The 19,937-nt window shown below is 69.1% G+C and carries 18 protein-coding genes; 10 read left to right on the forward strand and 8 right to left on the reverse strand.

The genetic code is table 11. The features are described from left to right. Positions 1-114: 114 nt before the first annotated feature. Positions 115-3,450 carry an AAA domain-containing protein gene (locus IEY68_RS11325; RefSeq protein ID WP_058856567.1) on the reverse strand — a complete coding sequence of 1,112 codons (3,336 nt, stop codon included), beginning with the start codon at positions 3,448-3,450 and terminating at the stop codon, positions 115-117. A gap of 126 nt (positions 3,451-3,576) precedes the next feature. Beyond that, on the reverse strand, positions 3,577-5,379 hold the full coding sequence (locus IEY68_RS11330; protein WP_058856568.1) for a DEAD/DEAH box helicase: 1,803 nt from the start codon (positions 5,377-5,379) through the stop codon (positions 3,577-3,579). A gap of 60 nt (positions 5,380-5,439) precedes the next feature. On the opposite strand from IEY68_RS11330, the gene IEY68_RS11335 reads away from it, so the two are divergent. Beyond that, on the forward strand, positions 5,440-6,303 hold the full coding sequence (locus tag IEY68_RS11335) for a carbon-nitrogen hydrolase family protein (RefSeq protein ID WP_058856569.1): 864 nt from the start codon (positions 5,440-5,442) through the stop codon (positions 6,301-6,303). After that, complete coding sequence (locus IEY68_RS11340) at positions 6,303-6,938, forward strand: phosphoribosyltransferase (protein WP_058856570.1); 636 nt, start codon at positions 6,303-6,305, stop codon at positions 6,936-6,938. The genes IEY68_RS11335 and IEY68_RS11340 overlap by 1 nt, the downstream gene beginning before the upstream one ends. Positions 6,939-7,017: 79 nt before the next feature. Here the strand turns inward: IEY68_RS11340 and IEY68_RS11345 are convergent, their stop codons facing one another. Together IEY68_RS11345 and IEY68_RS11350 are read right to left on the reverse strand one after the other, a co-directional pair. Then, positions 7,018-8,148 (reverse strand): acyl-CoA dehydrogenase family protein, encoded by a 1,131-nt coding sequence (locus IEY68_RS11345; protein ID WP_058856571.1) that lies wholly within the window; start codon positions 8,146-8,148, stop codon positions 7,018-7,020. Between the two features lie 9 nt (positions 8,149-8,157). Further along, positions 8,158-9,330 (reverse strand): acyl-CoA dehydrogenase family protein, encoded by a 1,173-nt coding sequence (locus IEY68_RS11350; RefSeq protein WP_058856572.1) that lies wholly within the window; start codon positions 9,328-9,330, stop codon positions 8,158-8,160. A gap of 228 nt (positions 9,331-9,558) precedes the next feature. On the opposite strand from IEY68_RS11350, the gene IEY68_RS11355 reads away from it, so the two are divergent. The 5 genes from IEY68_RS11355 to IEY68_RS11375 all read left to right on the forward strand — a co-directional run bounded on the left by IEY68_RS11355 (position 9,559) and on the right by IEY68_RS11375 (position 13,590). After that, the gene (locus tag IEY68_RS11355; protein WP_058856573.1) at positions 9,559-10,281 is read left to right on the forward strand and encodes a hypothetical protein; all 723 of its coding nucleotides are present in this window, start codon (positions 9,559-9,561) and stop codon (positions 10,279-10,281) included. 103 nt (positions 10,282-10,384) lie between these two features. After that, positions 10,385-11,068, forward strand: coding sequence for an alpha/beta hydrolase (locus IEY68_RS11360; protein WP_058856574.1), 684 nt, complete (start codon positions 10,385-10,387; stop codon positions 11,066-11,068). A 38-nt stretch (positions 11,069-11,106) separates the two neighbouring features. Further along, the gene (locus IEY68_RS11365; RefSeq protein ID WP_058856575.1) at positions 11,107-11,493 is read left to right on the forward strand and encodes a hypothetical protein; all 387 of its coding nucleotides are present in this window, start codon (positions 11,107-11,109) and stop codon (positions 11,491-11,493) included. Next, positions 11,486-12,847, forward strand: a complete 1,362-nt coding sequence (locus tag IEY68_RS11370) for a WXG100 family type VII secretion target (RefSeq protein ID WP_189094218.1) — start codon at positions 11,486-11,488, stop codon at positions 12,845-12,847. Before IEY68_RS11365 ends, IEY68_RS11370 begins: the two co-directional genes overlap by 8 nt. Further along, positions 12,844-13,590: an ESX secretion-associated protein EspG gene (locus tag IEY68_RS11375; RefSeq protein WP_062998111.1), complete on the forward strand. Its 747-nt coding sequence runs from the start codon at positions 12,844-12,846 to the stop codon at positions 13,588-13,590. Before IEY68_RS11370 ends, IEY68_RS11375 begins: the two co-directional genes overlap by 4 nt. A gap of 31 nt (positions 13,591-13,621) precedes the next feature. Here IEY68_RS11375 and IEY68_RS11380 read toward each other — a convergent pair whose 3' ends face one another. Further along, complete coding sequence (locus IEY68_RS11380; RefSeq protein WP_058854481.1) at positions 13,622-14,380, reverse strand: hypothetical protein; 759 nt, start codon at positions 14,378-14,380, stop codon at positions 13,622-13,624. A gap of 301 nt (positions 14,381-14,681) precedes the next feature. On the opposite strand from IEY68_RS11380, the gene IEY68_RS36100 reads away from it, so the two are divergent. The 3 genes from IEY68_RS36100 to IEY68_RS11395 all read left to right on the forward strand — a co-directional run bounded on the left by IEY68_RS36100 (position 14,682) and on the right by IEY68_RS11395 (position 17,205). Beyond that, positions 14,682-14,975 (forward strand): hypothetical protein, encoded by a 294-nt coding sequence (locus tag IEY68_RS36100; protein WP_229718728.1) that lies wholly within the window; start codon positions 14,682-14,684, stop codon positions 14,973-14,975. 533 nt (positions 14,976-15,508) lie between these two features. Further along, positions 15,509-16,594, forward strand: coding sequence for an S-(hydroxymethyl)mycothiol dehydrogenase (locus tag IEY68_RS11390; protein ID WP_058854480.1), 1,086 nt, complete (start codon positions 15,509-15,511; stop codon positions 16,592-16,594). Next, positions 16,591-17,205 (forward strand): MBL fold metallo-hydrolase, encoded by a 615-nt coding sequence (locus tag IEY68_RS11395; RefSeq protein WP_058854479.1) that lies wholly within the window; start codon positions 16,591-16,593, stop codon positions 17,203-17,205. The genes IEY68_RS11390 and IEY68_RS11395 overlap by 4 nt, the downstream gene beginning before the upstream one ends. A 114-nt stretch (positions 17,206-17,319) precedes the next feature. Here IEY68_RS11395 and IEY68_RS11400 read toward each other — a convergent pair whose 3' ends face one another. From IEY68_RS11400 to IEY68_RS11410, 3 genes are read right to left on the reverse strand one after another with little or no spacing between them, the layout of a single operon-like run. Continuing rightward, positions 17,320-17,799 carry a nitroreductase family deazaflavin-dependent oxidoreductase gene (locus IEY68_RS11400; protein ID WP_058854478.1) on the reverse strand — a complete coding sequence of 160 codons (480 nt, stop codon included), beginning with the start codon at positions 17,797-17,799 and terminating at the stop codon, positions 17,320-17,322. A gap of 25 nt (positions 17,800-17,824) precedes the next feature. Beyond that, the gene (locus IEY68_RS11405; protein ID WP_058854477.1) at positions 17,825-18,403 is read right to left on the reverse strand and encodes a TetR/AcrR family transcriptional regulator; all 579 of its coding nucleotides are present in this window, start codon (positions 18,401-18,403) and stop codon (positions 17,825-17,827) included. Positions 18,404-18,421: 18 nt separating this feature from the next. Beyond that, positions 18,422-19,885 carry an FAD-dependent oxidoreductase gene (locus tag IEY68_RS11410; RefSeq protein ID WP_058854476.1) on the reverse strand — a complete coding sequence of 488 codons (1,464 nt, stop codon included), beginning with the start codon at positions 19,883-19,885 and terminating at the stop codon, positions 18,422-18,424. Positions 19,886-19,937 lie beyond the last annotated feature (52 nt).

Consider the following 19,937-nt stretch of genomic DNA (forward strand, 5'->3'; position numbering starts at 1 on the left):
ATCACCGAATTCGGTCCGGTGCGGCCGCGTAATTCTGCCCTGTTCCCGGCGTACGACGCAATTCCGTAAACCGAATACGAACCGTCTCAGTAGGTGTGAAAGGTCCGCATGAATTCAATCGCTTCCCAGTCGGATGAAACGAGAGATATTCGCCAATTCTTCCAGCGTTTCCGGGAGGAATTCGGTCAGTAGTACCGAACGCACGATCACCGCCCGGCGACGGGCCCGGCCCACCGAATCGTGCACGAGAGCGGGGGACAGCAGCGCGCCGACGGGTACCGGAGAATCCTCGGGACTCGACGCCGCGAGCGAGACCAGCACTACCGCGGCCTCGCGCCCGCGCAGCAACTCCGGGGTGGCGACCAGTACTTCCTCGAACCGGGCCCGCGCCAACAGGGTCCGAATCCTGCCCACCTGTGCGCGGTGCGGCGAGACCACGACGATATCGTGCGGTTGTAGCGGCCTGGGTCCGGTGCCGTCGTCCCACTGCCGTCCCAGTAGGTCTCGGATCTGTTGCAGGACCTCGCGGGCTTCGGCATCGGCGGCCGTGCTGTTGCCGTGATGGTCTACCAGCACCGTGGCGATACCGGGCTCCACGGCATCGGCGGGGTGGGCGGGTTCCGGCGCCGCGCGCAACCGATCCTCGAAATAGAGGTGTGAGAGTGTATCGCTGAGCAGTGGATGCAGCCGCCGGGTGAGGTCCAGGAAGTAGCCGTGGGCCGGGGGCAGGGTGGGCCGGCCGCCGGCGAACCAGGTGAGTGCCGGTGTGTGCACCGGCTCCGGGTGCGGTCCCGGATCGGGGTCGTACCGGGTGGCCGGATCGCCGGTGAGCAGCAGGTTTCGGGTACTCACCGAGACGGCCGCGGTGGTCGCCAGCGGGAAGGTGTTCGCGTCCGCGATCACCAACAGGTCCAGCGAATCGCGTGGGATACGGTCCGGATCGGTGAAATCGGCGGGTGTACCGCCCACCACACAGCCGCGGATGGCATTCGCCAGGAACCGGGGATAGCGTTCGGGCTCGAGCACCAGCCATTCGGGAGCCACGGCCACCGCTTCGCTCTTGGCGACCAGTTCGGGCAGAACACCCGCGCCCACCACCGCGTCGAGCAGGCTCTCGACCGGTGCGGCAGTGGGCGCGACGATACCTATACGCCAGTTGTCCTCGGTGACCAGTGCGGCGAGCACATCGGCGAGGATGGCGGTGCGACCGGTACCGGTCGGCGCCTGCACCGCGAGACAGGACCGGTCCAGATCGCGCAGCGCCGCGGTGATCGCGGCCCGCGGATCGTCTCCGGACCGTGGCAGAACGGGGCCGCCGGGTCCCGCCGGGCCGATACGGAGCCGGGGCGGGCGGCGGGCGAGCAGGTCGAACAGCGCGGTCGCGGGAACGGCGGGCAGGGTCACCAGCAGTTGCCTGCCGATCTCTTCTATCGCGTCCGCGGCGGCGACAGGTGGGTCCGGTAGCGCGGGCGCCAGCGCGACCGGCAATTCGCTGTGTGGTTCGGCCCCGGGCGCCAGTGTCTCCTCCAGCCGGACGGTATCGGCGAGATCCGCGTCCACCGAACAGCCGAGGACGATGGCGGTTCCGCAGGTCCGGATGGCCCGGGGAGCGCGGACCGCCGGTTCGTAGACGATACGGACCGCGGTGCCCGGTGCCGGGCTCGGACCGGCCAGGCGGCCGGTGAGCCGGAGGAAACGGCGCACGGTGTCACCGGGGCCGATATGCCATTTCGTATCCACCGCCGCGGAATCGGCCACCATGACGCCCGGCTCGGCGGTCCACTCGGCGAGCGGATGGGTCAGCCGGTCGATATGTGCCCACCACGCCGGCTGTTGTTCGCGGCGGTGATAGCCGAGCAGCGCGGCGGTCAACTCCGCGACCCGGTACGGTTCCGCCGGGGTCGCGGTCTCCCGGCGGGCGGCGAACTCGGCCAGCGCGGCTTCGGTGGAAGAGGGCTGCGCCGGGGGAGTTTCGCGCAGCAGCCGGTCGAGTGTCTCCACCGCCCCGACGGGCGATATATGCGCCGGTGGGCTCTGGTGATCGCGCAGCCGATCCGCGAGCCGGAGCACGGTAGGGGCGCCGGACCCGCCCGGTGGGTCGCCCATCACCGCCGCGATCGCCGGCAGCGTGTAGTTCTGTGAACCGGCGACAAAGGCGCCCCGGAAGATCGGAGACAGATCCACCAGCGTGCCCGTCCGCAGCAGCACGTCCACGGTCTCCTCGCCGGAACCGAGGCGGGTGGCGGTGTGCAGCAGGAAGGTACGAGCCGCGGCGGTGTAGTGGTAGATGTGCAGATCCGGGTCGGCCAGCAGCGGTTCGGTGAGCGCGGCGAGGATATCGGTGAAGCTGCGGCGAGCGGCGGCGCGCAGCTCGCGCCGCCGCTCGGGAGCGAACCGATCGGACGAAGATTCGAGCGGGATCTCGCGGGTCAGGCGGACGGTATCGCGGGCGGCGATCTCGATCCGCAGTCGGCCGGACGGTATTTCGTGCACCCACAGGGCGAGATCGCCGGGGGTGGCGGGCGGCAGCATATCGAGCGCGGACGGGTCGGCGGTGATGTACTCGCCGCGGCCGGAATGTTCCTGGCGGAGTTGGACGACGGCCTGAGTGCGCAGCCGAGTCAGGACCCGCGAGGGTATCTCCGGTGCGGTGACGGTACGGGTCGTGAGCCGGTCGATGGTGCTGACGCCCGCGGCGCGCAATGCCGCCCGCGTGGGTAGGTCCATTCCGGCGACCAGCAATAGATCCCGTGCCTCGGCCCGGGCGGCGAGACAGGTGGCGCATCGCCGGCACGCGCGGAAGCGGGGATCGCCCCACTGGACAGGGAGCAGCTCGCTGGAATGCTCGTCCAGGATCTCCGTGGTCCGCCGCCGTCGGGCCCGGTACACCGGCAGGGTGTCGGCGAGTGCCACGGTGTGGGTCCCGGTATCCGAGTAGACCGACAGCAGCGGGTCGGCCCGGACCGACCGCTCTTCCAGCAGCGCCGCGGCGACGGTCATCCGGAGTGCTGTCGCGACCGGTCCCGATCGGCCCACCCCGTGGAGCCGGATCCCGTCGCCGGTACGGGTCAGTAATTCGGTGTGCGCGAATACTTCTCCGTCGAACACCAGGGGATCCTCCACTGCCGGGGCGTCGGCCGTGAGGGCAGCGAGGGTGTCGGTGTGAGCGCCGGACAGAGCGGGAAGCGGCCCGGAACGGGTTCCGCGCCGGGGGATCTCGATCAGCGTGCCCGCGTACCGCTCCCGGACGGCGCCGCGCATCCGGTCGAACTCCGTCACACCGGGGATATCGTGACCGGAAGCGACCGCCTCGCACCCGTTGTCGTCACCGGGTAGCGGGGCCACGGTGCCCAATTCGGCGTCGAGGGCGCGGAGCAACGCGAATTCGCAACGCGCGGCACGCACCAGATCTGTGGCGCCGTACACCACCCGATCACCGACAACGAACACCCACGGCCCTCCTACGCCCAGTGACACACCGGCCGGCGCTGCGCGCGGACCGGCCGGCGCCGGCGCGCGGACCGGACGGGCCCCACTGTAACCACCGGGTCCGACCTGGTGGAACGGACCGTGGATTCAGGAACGCGGTTTCCGGCGATCCTGACGTTTCGGACCCTCGCGGCGGGGGCCGCGGCCGATCGAACGATGTCCGGGCGGACCCGAATCGAGCTGCAGCTGGATCAGGATGCCGCTGATCCGGGTGCGCCGCAGTGCCTCCAGGGTTTCCGGCGGCAGCTGAGCGGGCAGTTCCACCAGGCTGTGGTCGGGCCGGATACTGATATGCCCGAAATCGCTGCGCCGCAGGCCGCCTTCGTTGGCGATGGCGCCGACGATGGCACCGGGCACCACCCGGTGCCGTTTGCCCACCGCGATGCGATAGGTGGCCAGTTCCGCATCGGTGGTGCGCTGCCGGGACGGGCCGCGGCGCTCGTCGAAACCGCCCTCCTCGAAATGACGCGGCGCCCGCTCGCGGCGCGGCCGCTCCACCGGCTCCGGCTCGGGTTCGAGGAAGAAGCTCTCGCCGTCCTGTGCGGCGACCGCCAGCGCGGCGGCGATATCGGCCAGTGGAGTGTTGTGTTCCTGTTCGTAATCCTCGATCAACTTGCGGAACAGCGCGAGATTGTCCGAGCTGAGGTTCTCGGTGATGGCGTCGCCGAATTTCGCGACCCGCTGCGCGTTCACATCGTCGACGCTGGGCAGTTGCATCTCGGTCAGCGGATGCCGGGTCGCGCGTTCGATGGATTTGAGCAGATGCCGTTCCCGGGGGGCCACGAACAGCAGTGCCTCACCGCTGCGGCCCGCGCGGCCGGTGCGGCCGATCCGGTGCACATAGGACTCGGTGTCGTGCGGGATGTCGTAGTTCACCACATGCGAGATCCGGTCCACATCCAGACCGCGGGCCGCGACATCGGTGGCGACCAAGATATCGAGGGTGCCCGCTTTCAGCTGGCCGATGGTGCGCTCACGCTGAGCCTGGGCGATATCGCCGTTGATGGCCGCGGCGGAGAACCCGCGGGCACGCAGCTTCTCGGCCAGCTCCTCGGTGGCCTGTTTGGTGCGCACGAAGATGATCATCGCCTCGAAGGACTCCACCTCGAGGATCCGGGTGAGCGCGTCGAGTTTGCGCTGATGCGAGACAAGTACCCAGCGCTGGCCGATATTGGTGGCGGTGCTGGTCTTGGCCTTGACTGTGATCTCGACCGGTTCGCGCAGGTACTGCTTGGAGATCTTGCGGATCGCGGCGGGCATGGTCGCGGAGAACAGCGCCACCTGCTTATCGGCCGGGGTATCGGCGAGAATGCGCTCGACATCCTCCTGGAACCCCATCTTCAGCATCTCGTCGGCCTCGTCGAGCACCAGGTAGCGCAGCTGCGACAGGTCCAGCGTGCCCTTCTCCAGGTGATCGATCACCCGGCCGGGCGTACCGACCACCACCTGGGCGCCGCGCCGGAGACCGGACAGCTGCACGCCGTAGCTCTGGCCGCCGTAGATCGGCAGCACATGGGTGCCCGGCATATGAGTGGCATAGCGGCCGAAGGCCTCGGCGACCTGGATCGCCAGTTCACGGGTCGGTGCGAGCACCAGTGCGGCCGGCTGTTTGCCGGTGGGCCGATCCTGCAGCAGTCCCATCAGGATCGGGATGGCGAAGGCAGCCGTCTTACCGGTACCGGTCTGCGCCAGACCCACCACATCCGCGCCTGCCAGCAGCGGAGGGATTGTCGCGGCCTGGATGGGCGAGGGCGATTCGTAGCCGACATCGGCGATGGCCGAAAGGATACGGTCATCGATACCGAGATCTGCGAAGGTCGGTCCGGCGGTTTCGGGTTCGGTCTCGCCTTGGTTGTCGCCGACGCTGTCTTCGCCCTCATTGGTGCTCATTGACCAGGAGTTTACTGCTACGGCCTGGTTGTCCGGCCCACCGGGCCATACGGTGACAGCATGAACGCCGACCCCACCGACCTCTCGGACCCGCACAACGGCGCGACGGTTCTCGCGGTCGTGCAGTTCGCGCCGCATACCGATATCGATGCCAATCTCGCCGCGCTCGCCGCGCAGGTGCGCGCCGCGGCCGAGCAGGGCGCGCGGATCGTGGTGGCTCCCGAGTACTCGATGTTCGCTCTCGGCCGGCTCGATGAGCGGGCCCTGGCGGCCGCGCAGCCGCTCGACGGTCCGTTCGTCACCGCCCTGGCCGAACTGGCCGCAGCGACCGGGGTGTATCTGGTGGCCGGAGTGGTGGAGACCGCCGCGTCCGGTGACGAACGGATCCACAACACTCTGGTGGTGCTGGGCCCCGACGGGTCGCTGCGGGCCCGCTACCGCAAAGTGCACCTCTACGACGCGTTCGGTCAGCGCGAATCGGAGGTGGTCGCCCCCGGGCCGCTCGCCGATACGGCTCTGTTCACCGCCGACGGTCTCACCTTCGGTCTGCAGACCTGCTTCGATCTCCGGTTCCCGGAGGGTTTCCGCCGGCTGGCCGCCGCGGGCGCGCAGGTCCTGCTGCTGCCCGCGCAATGGATCCCCGGACCGGGCAAGGTCGATCAATGGACCACGCTGCTGCGGGCGCGGGCCATCGAGAACACCGTCTACCTGGCCGCGGCCGACCAGTGCGGTCCACGCGGTGCCGGTGCCTCGATGATCGTCGACCCGGCGGGCCGGGTGCTGAGCGAACTCGCCGACGCGCCCGGTATCGCCCTCGCAGAACTCGACGCCGACTCGGTGCGACGGGTCCGCCGCACCAATCCGAGCCTCGCGCTGCGCAGGTTCGTTGTCGCGGAGCCGGAGGCGAGTAGCGTCGAGAGGTAATGCTCTACGCCGACCGAGTCACCGCCGGGCGCGCGCTGGGAAGCGAACTGACGCACCTGCGTGCGGAGGATCCGCTGGTGCTCGGACTGCCGCGCGGCGGGGTCCCGGTGGCGGCGGCGGTCCGCGAGATCATCGGCGGCGATCTGGACATCCTGCTGGTCCGCAAACTCGGGGTGCCCTGGCAACCGGAACTGGCGGCGGGGGCGATCGGTGAGCACGGGGCCCGGGTGGTCAACGCCGATGTACTGCGCCAGACCGGGCTGGACCGCAAGCGGCTGGACGCGATCGAGGCCGATGAGCGCGCCGAACTGGACCGGCGTCGCACACTGTGGCGCGGTGACCGGGCGCCGGTGCCGCTGCGGGATCGGACCGTGGTGATCGTCGACGACGGGGTGGCCACCGGCGCGACGGTCGTGGTGGCCTGCCGGGTGGCCCGCGCCCAGCAGCCCCGGCGCATCGTGGTCGCGGTACCGGTCTCGGCGCCCGAGGCGCTCGACCGGATCAGCGCCGAAGCCGACGAGGTGGTGTGCCCGCTGGCGCCACCGGCGCTGGCCGGGGTGGGTGGGGCCTACCGCGATTTCCACCAGCTGGCGGACAGCGAGGTGACCGGCCTGCTCCGGCCGGACGCCCGGTGAGTCGTACCGGGCGTCCGGAGCCGGGGAGGCTCGCCGGGCGTCCGGCGCAGCTCACCCACAGCCGGAGCGAATGCGGAGGTTATGCCCGGAGCTCCGGCTGGGCGTAGTCCGCGACCTGCGCGGTCAGCACCCGCAGATGTTCCAGCGAGCTACCGAGGGTGCGCTCGATGGCGGTGAGCCTGGCCACATAGTGGCTCACCGGGTATTCGGAGGTGACGCCGATACCGCCGTGCATCTGGATCGACTCCTGGCCGATATGTCGTGCCGACCGGCCGACCTGCAACCGGGCGCGGGACGCGATCACCGGATCGCCGGTGTCGACCAGCGAGGCGGTGAGGTAGTAGCTCATACTGCGGGCCAGTTCGAGCGAGACGTACATATTCGCGGCGCGCTGGGTGAGGGTCTGGAACTTCGCCAGCGTGACACCGAACTGTTTACGCGTTTTCAGGTAGTCGGTGGTCAGGCGCAGCGATTCCTCCATCGCCCCGATCGATTCCGCGCACAGACCGGCTTGGGCCCGGGTCAGTACCTCGTTCACGGCGTTCGTGGCATCGCCACCGGTGCCGAGCAGTTCGGCAGCTGCGCCGTCCAGAACCACCTGGGCGCCGCGCAGGCCGTCGACCGTCGCGTAGGAGGTGCGGTCGACCCCGTCGGCGTCGGCGGCGACCAGGAACAGTCCGAGACCGCCGTCGGGCAGGGTCGCGCTGACCACCAGATCGTCCGCGCAGTCGCCGTGCGGTACCGGATTCTTGGTTCCGGTGAGGGCATAGCCCTCGCCCTGGGCGGTGGCGGCCGTGTCGATGGCATGGTCGGGCCAGCGGGTGCCGGGCTCGCCGTGGGCGAAGGCCAGCAGTTTCGACCCCGCCGCGACCTCGGGCAGGATGCGCTGACGCTGGTCGGTCGTGCCCACCGCGCTGATCAACCCGCCCGGTACCAGGACCGCGTCGAGCAGCGGTTCCGGCGCCAGCCGGCGGCCTATCTCCTCGAGCACCAGCATGGTCTCCACCGGACCGGCCTCCATACCGCCGTCCTTCTCGGTGAAACTCAGCCCGAGTACGCCCAGTTCGGCGAGCTGATTCCAGACCTGACGGCTCCAGCCGAGATCCGTGCCGATGGCCTCGAGCCGGGATTCCGGGTTGTAGTGGCGATTGAGCAGGTCGCGCACCGTGTCGCGGAGTAGGGCCTGTTCATCGGTGAGATCGAAATCCATTACCTGACCTCACAATCCGAGGATCGAGGAGGCGATGATGGTGCGCTGCACCTCGCTGGAACCTCCGTAGATGGTTGTCTTGCGGTAGTTGAGATAGCTCGGGCCGGTGCGCTGCGCCCATTCCGGCGACCCGATATCGGCGGCGTGCACCGGCAGTGCGTCGGGTCCGGCGATATCCAGCAGCAACTCGGTGGCGGCCTGCTGCAGTTCCGAACCGCGCAGCTTCAGCACCGACGACGCGGGATTCGGTTTGCCCTCCGAAGAGTTCGACACCACGCGCAGCTGAGTGAGCTCGAGCGCGAGCAGTTCGTTCTCCAGTTCCGCGATCCGCGCCGCGAACAACGGGTCTTCCAGCAGGGTCCCGGAACCCGACCTGGTGGTGGCCGCGTACTCCTTGGCCACCCCGATCCGCACTTTCGTGCGAGCGACCCCGGTGATACCGGTGCGCTCGTTGCCGAGCAGGAACTTGGCGTAGGTCCAGCCCATGTTCTCCTCGCCCACCAGCTGATCGGCCGGAACCCGGACGTTCTCGAAGAAGACCTCGTTGACCTCGTAGCCGCCGTCGATCAGTTTGATCGGCCGGATGGTGACACCGGGCGATTTCACGTCGAAGAGCAAGAAGGAGATACCGGCCTGCTTCTTCGGGGCGTTCGGGTCGGTGCGGACCAGGCAGAAGATCCAGTCCGCCCACTGGGCCAGCGTCGTCCAGATCTTCTGGCCGTTGACGATGTAGGAATCACCGTCGCGCACGGCGGTGGTGCGCAGTGCGGCCAGGTCGGAGCCCGCGTCGGGCTCGGAGAAGCCCTGACACCACCAGATGTCCAGGTTGGCGGTGGGCGGCAGGAAGCGCTTCTTGAGCTCCTCGGAGCCGAACTGCGCGATGACCGGGCCGACCATGGTGGCGTTGAAGGTCAGCGGATCCGGCACGCTGGCCAGCTGCATCTCGTCCTGCCACAGATGCCGCTGCATCGGGGTCCAGTCCTTGCCGCCCCATTCCACCGGCCAGTTCGGTACGGCCAGACCGTTCTCGTTGAGGGCCCGGTGCGATACCACGACGTCCTCGCGGGACAGCTCATGACCGTATTTCACGCGTTCCCGGATCTCGGCCGGGATCGCGGTGGTGTAGATCTTCCGCAGCTCGTCACGGAAGGTGACCTCGTCGGGAGACAGAGTTAATTTCATACACATCTCCAAGTATGTCTCGATTGTCCCGCATAGAATTTACACCCCTGAGCAATCCTGCCGTGTCGAGTGCATCACATGTGGTGAGGGCACAGGGTGGATCACGGCGGACGAGAGCGGAGTGTGACCGGGCGGCGACCTGACCGGCCTGGTACTTTGCTGCGGTGGGCGGGGGGTCGCCGGCCGAGATCCGGCACCGTCGCCCAGATCGGATGTAGGGAGTCAGCAGTGCACAACAAATTCATCGCGCGCACCGCGGCCACGGCAGCCGCCCTCGGTATCAGCGCAACGCTCGCCTTCACCCCGGCGGCGGCCGCGCCCGCGCCCACCCCGGCCGAAGCGGCGATGCGGGCGCTGACCGAGCGGACCGCCGACCAGCCCGAGAGTCGTGCCGGAGTGGACGCGCTGGGTAGCTACGCCGACTTCGTCGCCGCCAACCACATCAACACCATCGGCCTGTACACCCCCTTCATCTACGCGGCCCCCACCTTCGGGTGCGGCAGCAACGGCCCGATCACCACCATCATCGCGGCCGGTACCGCCAACGGCCCCAGCGCCAACATCATCGGCAGGCCGGGCACGCTGACCTTCCACGCCACCCCGGGGCACCCCGGTATCCCGCAGGCCTCCGGCCTGGTGGTCGCCTGGATCAATATCAACAACGGTCTCAGCGGTATCACGATGCTCGACGATCCGACCGAGTTCGGCACCCCGTCGCTGTCCAAGACCATCGACAGCGGTCCGGGAACGGTGCTCGCGTCCATGTGGGGCACCATCGACTACCCGGGCGCGCTCTGTGTGATGACACCCACAGTCGGCATGTTCCCGGTACCCGAGGCCCCCGCACCGGCTCCGCAGTCCGCGCCTGCCGCGCCGCCCGCGGAACCCGGCGCTCCGGCTCCCGCACCTGCGCCCGCGCCCGGTCCGGCGCCCGCTCCCGCCCCCGCCTGACCCGAGCACCGGACCGCACCCGCTGTACTTCTCCCGGGTCGGTACTCCGGTGGTCTCGAAATGCGGCACACCATCAGGCGGTGATTCTTGTCAGAATTCGGCCATGGGTTTCTTCGACGGCGTTCGCGGCCGCCTGCACTATCGGGACCGGCCGGTCGAGGAGGCCGCGGCGGGCCTGGTGCTGCTACCCGGTACGGGTCAGCACAGTGGTCACTACCACGAGTTCGCCCGGCAGTTGAATCACGCCGGTATCACCGTCTGGACGCTGGATCCCGCGGGGCAGGGCCTCAGTGAAGGAGATCCCGCGGCACGGCCGGTGCTGTCCGAGCTCGTCGCCGACGCGGCCGGGTTCTTCGCCCTCGCGCACGAGCAGGCTCCGCACCTTCCACTGACACTGATGGGACATTCGCTGGGCGCGCTCACCGCGCTCGCCGTGCTCGGCGCCACGCCGCCCGCCCTCGACCCCGCCGTCGCGGCGAACCCGGCGCTGCCGGCGGACCTGCTCGGCGGGCTGGTGCTGTGCGGCACCCCGTCGCGCGCTCTCGGCGACCGTCCCGGTACCGCCGCGCCGCGGTTACCCCCGGTGCTGGCCGTACACGGCGTGGACGATCGTCGCGCGCCGATCGATCCGGTCCGCGCCTGGGTGCGCGAGCGCGACTCGGTGGAACTGCGCGAATACGCCGATGCCGGGCACGATCTGCTGCACGAGCGCGTGCGTACCCGGGTGACGGCGGATATCGTGCAGTGGACGCAGGAGATCGTCGCGGGGTCGGTGCGACGACCGTGAAACACGCTGTGTGACAGCGGAGCAGGAAGGGGGACGCGATGCAGCCGAACACGATCACCACGCTCGATTCGGCCGTCGAAGACGGGCAGCTGTGGATCGACGGCGTACTGGTGGCCGAGGGCGCGCCGGAGCGGTGCGCGTTGCGCTACGAACAACTCGCCGACCAGGTGGACGCACAGATCGAAAACCTCGCCGCGGCGGTATCACTACCCGGATTCGGGGGATTCGACTCGGGTGCGGCGCTGCGGACCGGATTCGAGGGCAAGGCCACCGACGCGATCGCGGCGCTGCGCCGGTACTCCGGGGCGGCCCGGCAGCTCGCGCACACCTTCCGCACCGCCGCGGCGGCCTATCAGGAGGCCGATACCGACGTCGCCGCGGCACTGGTCGCCGCCACCGAACCGACGGGGGCCTCCGGTGCGTGAACTGCCCCGCGCCGGGGCACGCGGTGTCCACTACCGCGTAGATCCCGAGTACGCCCCCACCGTAGAAGTATTCGACAACCTCACCCATCAGCAGATCCATGCCGGGGTGGCCGCGCTGGACCCGTCGGTGCTGCAGACCGGCGGTCAGGCCTGGCAGGGTGCGGCGACCGGCCTCACCGACGCGGTGGCACAGGCACATACCGAGATCCGTGGCGCCATCGCCGACGGCTGGCGTGGTTCGGCGGCGGGCCTGGCCGCGGCGGCGGTCCGCGATTTCGAGGCCGCCGGGCGCCATATCGCCGATGTGCTCGCGACGGTCGGGCAGCGATTGGGCCGGGCCGGCGAGGCCGCGGAAACGCTGCGCGCCGCGGTCCCCGAGCCCGCCGGGGCCGAGCCGGATCTCGCGGCGGCTCTGCTGGATCCATACGCCGCCACCGGCAATATCGCGGTCCAGCGGCAGGCCGACGACGATCGCGCCGATGTGGTCCGGGTGATGGACAGCGTCTACACCGGTGCCTTCATCCCCACCGGCGCGCAGGTTCCGGCCTTCCCGGACCTGCCGGATTCGGTACCCGGCACCGACGCACCGGCCGGGACCACGTCGGCGGAGCCCGCGGCTTCCGATCCGGAAAACGCGGTGGGGCAGCGACCTTCGTCCGCCGGACCCGTCGCTACCACCACGGTGGAAGAGCAGCCGGAGCCGTCCCGTCCAGGCGCGGCGGCTCCGACGGAACCGAGCCCGCCGGTGGCCGCATCCGCCCCCGTCGTGTCCGAGACCCCGGAGACCACTCCGGACGGTTTGCCGACGGAGACCGCGGCCGCGGCGACCGCGCCGCCGGCCACCGTGCCCGCCACCGTGCCCGCCACCGTGCCCGCCACCGTGCCCGCCACCGTGCCCGCCACCGTGCCCGCCACCGTGCCCGCCACCGTGCCCGCCACCGTGCCCGCCGCCGCGTCCGGCCCGGCCCCGGTTCCGTCCGGAAGCGCCCCGACGATCGCCGCGACGGCAACGGGTGTCCCTGTGCTCACCGCTCCCGTCCGCCCGGCGGGGTCGAATACCGACCAGGAACGTTCCCAGGACGAGCAGCAGCGCCATTCGAGTGGCGAGGCGGTCACCGGGATGGGGGCGGGGGCGATCGGCGGCATGATGGGCGGCGCCATGGCGGCCGAATCCGTCCGTTCGAGTACACCGGTCGCGCCGCGCGCGCAGCGGTCCGACCCGGCCGAGGACGATCTCCACTTCGTCGACGAGGACCTCACCTATCTGGAACCGGGCGAACCGGCCGGGCAGTTGATCGGCGCCTTGGACCCCACCACCCCGCCGGTTCTGGGTGAGTGGACGGAAGTGGAGTGAACTGGATCCTGACCCCGGACCAGTTCGCCCTGGCATGGGAACGGACCGTCGGCGACCGTATTCCCTACCCGCTGGCGGTACGCCTGTCGGCTCGCGATTCCGCCCAGCGCGCCGCGCAGTTGCCCGCATTACGGCAATGGTGCGACAGCACACTGGACGCCGACCTGGAGGCCGCGCTGCGGGTGCTGGCCTGTCCCGAGGTGAGCGTGGCGGCGTTCGGGCAGGACGGCGGTGGCGCTCCGGCCGTGCGGGTGCTCGGCGCTTCGGCGGGCCGGATCGCGGTGGTCGCCACCCAGCGTCCGGGCGCGTACCCGGATCGGGGTGGAGAACTGCGGATCACCGCGGGTACCGGCACCTCCCTGCCGGTGCGCGTGATCGCGGCGCTGCCGGCCGCGCCCGCCGGGGTCGGCGGGCGGTTGCACGCGCCGCGGGCCGAGGTCGTCGAGGACGGCCGGGACCGGGTCACCGTCCCGGTATCCGGGCCCGCGGTGCCGACCCGTATCCGCAGGCGGCTCAAACAGCCGCGCGACGGTATCGGCCAGATCGTGGTGTCGGTGCACCGCGCCACCGGTACGGCGCCGTTCGGTGTGCTGTGCTGGGTGGATATCACCGAGGACGGCCGCTACGCGATCCATACGGGTAAGGACGTCGAGATCGCGGCGGTGGGTGCCGAAGGGTTTACCAACGCCCTGCGGCCGATGGTTGCCGCCGCCCAGCGGTCGGTCGCCTACGCCGAGCGCTGAAGGCTCTTCGCCGGTATCGGTTTTCGGATCGTCACCGGATTCGGCTACCGGGCAGCGGGGTGACGGTCGGCACCGGGACCGCCGGGCTCGATTCCTCGATGGCGTCCGGGGTGGCCGGTTCCGTGGTCGGCACGGCCACCCGGGGTGCGGGAGACACGTCGGGAGGCGGGGCGGACGAGGACTCTGTCGAGGTGTCTTCCGTGGTTCCGGTTTCCGGTGACGGCTGTTCGTCCGCCGCCCGAGGTGCGGCCGCGGGCGCGGGAGGCGCGGGGGCAGGCGGTTCGGCGGGCGCCGGGGCCTGGGGCGGTGCCGGGTCCGGGGCGATGACCACGCTCGTCGAAGCCGGTGCGGGGATCGGGGATTCGGTGTGTGCCGGCTCGATCGGCGGACTCGGCAGCGAAGCGGTGGTCCAGCCGGGCTCGGTCGAGGTGGACGGATCCGGGGGCGCCGACAGGGTGACCGGGCGGGTGGTCTCGTTCGCCGGGGGCCCCGCGCCGGGGCCGGTGGAGGCGGTGACCGAGATCTGGTATTCCGGCGGAAGAGTGCGCCGGGGTGGCGGTTCGGGGGCCATCCGCCAGGTCGGTGACGGCGGTATCAGCACCTTGGCGACGCTGGTGGAGGGTTCGCCGGTGTACTGGGCCGGTTCGGCGGCCTGCGGCCCCGAGTGGATCGGGGGCGGCGGCACATAGGTGTCCTCCTGCCCGATCCCGCACGCGCCGATGAGGACCAGCCCGAGGGAAACCGCTCCGGCGGCCGCCAGCGGCCCGGCGACCTTCGTTTTGCTCTCCATCGGTGACGCTCCTGTGATATGTCAGTGGCCCAACCTTAATTGAGCGTGCCGATGAGAACTAGTCCCGTATCGGCGGATGGTGCTGGTTACCGCGTGTAGAACGGCGGCGGCGGGGTACGTTTCAGGTATCGAATTGATATCAGCCGCGTGTCGCGGGCTTGTGTCGCGTAACAATCTTCGAGTTGTGGTCGTAGCGTATGTTGCTGAAGTGACGCATGAGACATCGAGGGTTCTCGGTGACTATGCACTGAAGTGGTAGGCGCGAAACGATTTCCGGATCGGCGCCATCGAGGAGTAGATGATGGGAGACCAGACCACCACCGACCTGCCGGACGTGGCGGAGGAGTCCGTCGCAGCGGCGGCCCCGGAGCCGGCGGCGGATCCTGTATCAGGTGGTGCGGGTGCGACTGTGGGCAGAGTGCTGAGCTGGCTGGTTTTCGCCGGTGGGCTGGGCGCGGCGGCTTTCGGTATCGGAACCCTCCATGTGGTGATCAGTGTGATCGGTCTCATCCTGGCGTGTACCGCGGGGTTGACGCTGCTCAAGTTGCGGGCCGACGGGCCCGGCCCCGAACCCGAGGCGGGTATCGCCGGCTGAGCCGTTGCGCGCTTTCGGTTCTCGTTCGTAGGACCCTCGACCGGCGTGGTCTCGCGGCTCGGTGGATTGTGCCGCGCACTGAGTGGGACATGTGTCCGATCGCTTTTTCGGACACTTGATCACATGATGTGGCCGGCTTGCACGGGCTGCCGGAGCCCATTGGCCCGGTAATCGATCGTTTGCCCGGCTCCGCCTTCGTCGGTACCTTGGGCGCCGGTCGGGACGGATGAGGAAGAAGAGTAGAAAATGATCGAAACCGGGTCCGCGGCCTTGAATCTGGCGAATGTCGTCACTTCCATCGCCGCCAATGTGACCTATCTGCTGCAGGCCTGGGGAGTTCTCTGAGAGTTTGCCGACGGTGTGGCGGCGTGCCCGATGGGTACGCCGCCGCACTGCGGCCGGGCCGCTCGTTCGTTGCTGACCGCCCCCGTGCGCGCCCCGCCGAGCAGGCGGGGGCACTGCCCTGGTGTCGCTCGGACCGATAACGTATGCGGCATCGTGCATTGCCGCATTACCGCCCGAGAGGAGATGCTGTGCCACAGCAGGTTCGAGGTGTCATCGCCCGCAGTTCCGGTGCCCCGGTCGAGCTGGTCCCGATCGTCGTTCCGGATCCCGGGCCCCGGGACGTGGTGGTGAAGATCCAGGCGTGCGGGGTCTGCCACACCGATCTGACCTACCGCGAGGGCGGGATCAACGACGAGTTCCCCTTCCTGCTCGGACACGAGGCCGCGGGTGTGGTGGAAACGGTGGGTTCGGCGGTCACCCATGTCGAACCGGGTGATTTCGTGATCCTGAACTGGCGTGCCGTCTGCGGCCAGTGCCGCGCGTGTAGGCGCGGCCGCCCCTGGTACTGCTTCGACACCTTCAACGCCAGTGTGCCGATGACGCTGGAGGACGGCACCGAACTCACCCCGGCGCTCGGGATCGGCGCCTTCGCCGACAAAACCCTCGTCCACGAGGGTCAGTGCACGAAGGTCGACCCGGAGACCGATCCGGCGGTGGCCGGGCTGCTCGGCTGCGGCGTCATGGCGGGACTGGGCGCGGCAGTGAACACCGGAAACGTCGGCCGCGGGGATTCGGTGGCGGTGCTCGGCTGCGGTGGAGTCGGTGATGCCGCCATCGCCGGCGCCCGGCTGGCGGGGGCGGGCACCATCATCGCGGTGGACACCGACGCCCGGAAACTCGACTGGGCGCGTGAACTCGGCGCGACCCATATCGTCGACGCGTCCGCCACCGACGCGGTTACCGCGATCCAGGATCTCACCGACGGGTTCGGCGCCGATGTGGTGATAGACGCGGTCGGTCGCCCGGAAACCTGGAAGCAGGCCTTCTACGCGCGTGACCTGGCGGGCACTGTGGTGCTGGTCGGGGTGCCGACCCCCGATATGACACTGGAGATGCCGCTCATCGATTTCTTCAGCCGCGGTGGCTCGCTGAAATCGTCCTGGTACGGGGACTGTCTGCCGGAGCGGGATTTCCCGATCCTGATCGACCTGTACCGGCAGGGCCGGTTGCCACTGGACAAGTTCGTGACCGAGCGGATCGGGCTGGACGCGGTGGAACAGGCCTTCCACACCATGCACGGCGGACAGGTACTGCGCTCGGTGGTGGTGCTGTGACCGCCCGGGTCGAACGGATTGTCACCGAGGGGCAGTTCTGCCTCGACGGGGGCTGCTGGGACGTGGCGAACAATATCTGGCTCGTCGGTGACGACAGCGAAGTACTGATCATCGATGCCGCGCACGACGCCCAGCCGATACTCGACGCTGTCGCCGGTCGGCGGGTGACAGCCGTCGTGTGCACACACGCGCACAACGACCACGTCACCGTGGCGCCGACACTGTCCGCGGCGACGGGTGCGCCGATCTTCCTGCACCCCGACGACGATATGCTCTGGCAGCAGACCCATCCCGGTGTCGAATACCGTCGGCTCGCCGATGGCGAGGTGTTCGGGGTCGGTGGCGCGGAGCTGCGGATACTGCACACTCCGGGGCATTCGCCGGGGTCGTGCTGCCTGTACTTCGCCGAGGGCGGCGAAGTGTTCAGCGGCGATACGTTGTTCGAGGGTGGCCCCGGCGCGACCGGCCGGTCCTATTCCGACTACCCGACCATCCTCGCCTCCATCAACGAGCGACTGTTCGCGCTACCGGAACAGACGGTCGTCCACACCGGGCACGGACCCGACACCACCATAGGCACCGAGCGGGCCAATGTGCCCGCGCAAGCGTGAAACAGTTACGCACCAGTCGCTGATACGGCGGCGCCCCTCGGGTGCCGCCGTATCTGTCCTCGCGGAGGAGATACACCGGTGTCCGATGGGCAGGCACGCAGGGTGCCGCGATCGTCAGGGTGTGCGGGGGACCAGCACGAACACCGGGATACGGCGCTCGGTCCACGACTGGTAGTTGTCGAAATCCGCGTACAGTTCGAGCAGTTTCGGCCACAGCCGATCGCGTTCGGCATCGTCGGCGAGGCGGGCATGTACCGGAATCCGGTCCTTGCCGACCTGCACGGTGGTATCCGGCTGCGCGACGAGGTTGTAGTACCACTGCGGATTCTTCGGCAGCCCGCCCTGCGAGGCGACCACGACGATGTCCGCGTCGTCGCGCAGGTACAGCAGTGGCACCGTGAACTGCTTACCGGATTTGCGTCCGGTGTGCTCAAGCAGCAGCGTGGGCACCGGTTTACGGAGGCCCGCCCCGACGCGCCAGGTGCCGCCGATCCGCCCCCCGGTCTTCCGGTAGGCCCAGGTGTTGACCTTGGACATGTATTTGATGACAGCCGGGACGAAGGACGAGTCGAGCTGTTTGGGACGCTTGTTCATGCTTTCGAAGCTTCTTTCCCGGTACTCAGCGCAGGATCAACAGCGCGGATTTCTCGATGAGGTCGGCGATATCGGCGTAGGAGGCATAGCCCATACCGGCTCGGACCAGTGCACCCGCGTAGACCAGCTCCAGCGAGACCACCACCTCGGGATCCGGGTCGGGGCCCAGCGCGCGCTCGATGCGGGTACGAATCTCCAGGCCGATCCGGGCGCGCAGATGGGCCACATCGGGGTCGCGGCCGAGCATGGCGCTGGTGACCGCGCCGGAGACTTCCTGATCATCGGCGACCAGCAGAGCGATGGCCCGCAGTTCGGCCACCACCCGGACGATGGGATCGGGGTCCTCGCTGACCGGAGAATGCGCCGCCACCAGCCGCCGCCAGAAAATCTCGGCGACCAGATGTTCCTTCGACGAGAAGTAGGTGTACGCGGTGGCGGTGCCGACACCGGCCGCGGCGGCGACCATCCGGATGGTCATTCCCGCGAACCCCTCGCGTGTCAGCACCTCCACCGCGGCCTTCGTCAGTTTGTCGACCGTATCGGCCTGTTTCGCGGACAGGCGTCGACGGGTCGCTTCGACGACGAGAGGTTCACCTTCGGACATGTGTCTGAATGTACCGTTTCAGTTCTTCGCGGCCGCAATCCCAGCCCTGCGACCGTAGAAACTGCCGTCACCCAGCGAGGTTCCGCTGGCGTACCCGCCCGCGCAGACTCCGGAGGTACAGCGGCCCGCGGCGAACAGCCCGGGGATGGGCTCCCCGCTCACATGCAGTACCCGCGAATCCAGATCCGTGCGCAGGCCACCGAGGGTGAATCCCGCGGTGAATCCGCGCATATCGAAGGCCGCGAACGGACCTTCCAGCGGTTTGGTCCACTCCTGCTTCTTGCCCAGCAGCGGGTCCTTACCGTCCACCGCGTGCTTGTTGTACAGCTCGACGGTGCTCTGCAGGGCGAGTTCGGGCAGGCCCATATCGGATTCGAGTTCGGCGATGGTCTCCGCGGCCCAGGTCGGCGGCTGCCGGAAGAACGGGGTCGAGGTCTCGGTGGTCAGCGATTGCTCGTACGCGGCTTCGCCGATGATCAGATACGCCTGGTTCTCCTGGTGGAACAGGGTCAGCTGTCCGATCCGGCCCGGATAGGTGTCCTCGGGGACGTAACGCTGACCGCGCCCGTTGACCAGGATGCCGCGCGCCATCATCTGTGGATCGCCGAAGAACGCGACCTCGGTGGCATCCATATGGGCCAGATCCGCGCCGAGGGCCTGGGCCACCCGGATCGCGATACCGTCGTGTTCCTCGATCGCGGCGCCCGGGCGGCCGATGAGCCGCGGAGCGAAGCCCTCGATCATCCGGTCGTGGTAGGCGAAACTGCCCGTGGCCAGCACGACCCCGTGTTCGGCGCGGATATCGAGTTCCTTGCCGTACTGTTTGGCGACGACACCGACGACCCGGTCTCCGTCGACGATGAGCCGTTGGATGCGCACATCGTATTCCGCTGTGACACCCAGTTTCTCGGCCGTTTCGGCGAGCGGTTTCATCAGCATGTAGCCGCCGCCCTTGGAGCCGGTCCGTTTATTGCTCATCTGCGGGACATGCCCGCGCGGGGCCGGCTCGGCGACGGTGTTGAACGGGGCGGCGTTCTCGCCGCCGGAATACATCAGCCCCTCGTCGTGCGGGGGCTCCCAGCCGGGTTCACCCCAGAATTCCGCCTTGAAGGGCACACCGTTGGCGACCAGCCATTCGTAGTGTTCGACACTGCCCCGGCAGTAGTCGGCGATCTTGTCCTCGTCCGCACCGGGACCCAGCGCGGCGAGCATGAACTTCTCCATGTTCTCCGGGCTGTCCTCGAAACCGAGCGCCTTCTGCAACGGGGTGCCGCCACCGAGGTAGATGAACCCGCCGGCCAGCGCCGCCGCCCCGCCCCAGCCGCTGGTGCGTTCCAGGATCAGCACCCTGGAACCTGCCCGCGCGGCCTCGATGGCCGCGCAGACCCCGGCGATCCCGTAGCCCGCGACCACCACATCGGCGGTGCGGTCCCAGGTGGCTTCGGCGGCGGGGAGGGGGCGGAGAGGGGTGGCGTCGGCCATTATTCGTCTTCCTTACTGTCGTTCTGCGCGACGGGTCCCGGAGGTGTCGCAG

Source organism: Nocardia jinanensis, from assembly GCF_014645735.1.
In the GTDB taxonomy this organism is placed as follows: domain Bacteria; phylum Actinomycetota; class Actinomycetes; order Mycobacteriales; family Mycobacteriaceae; genus Nocardia; species Nocardia jinanensis.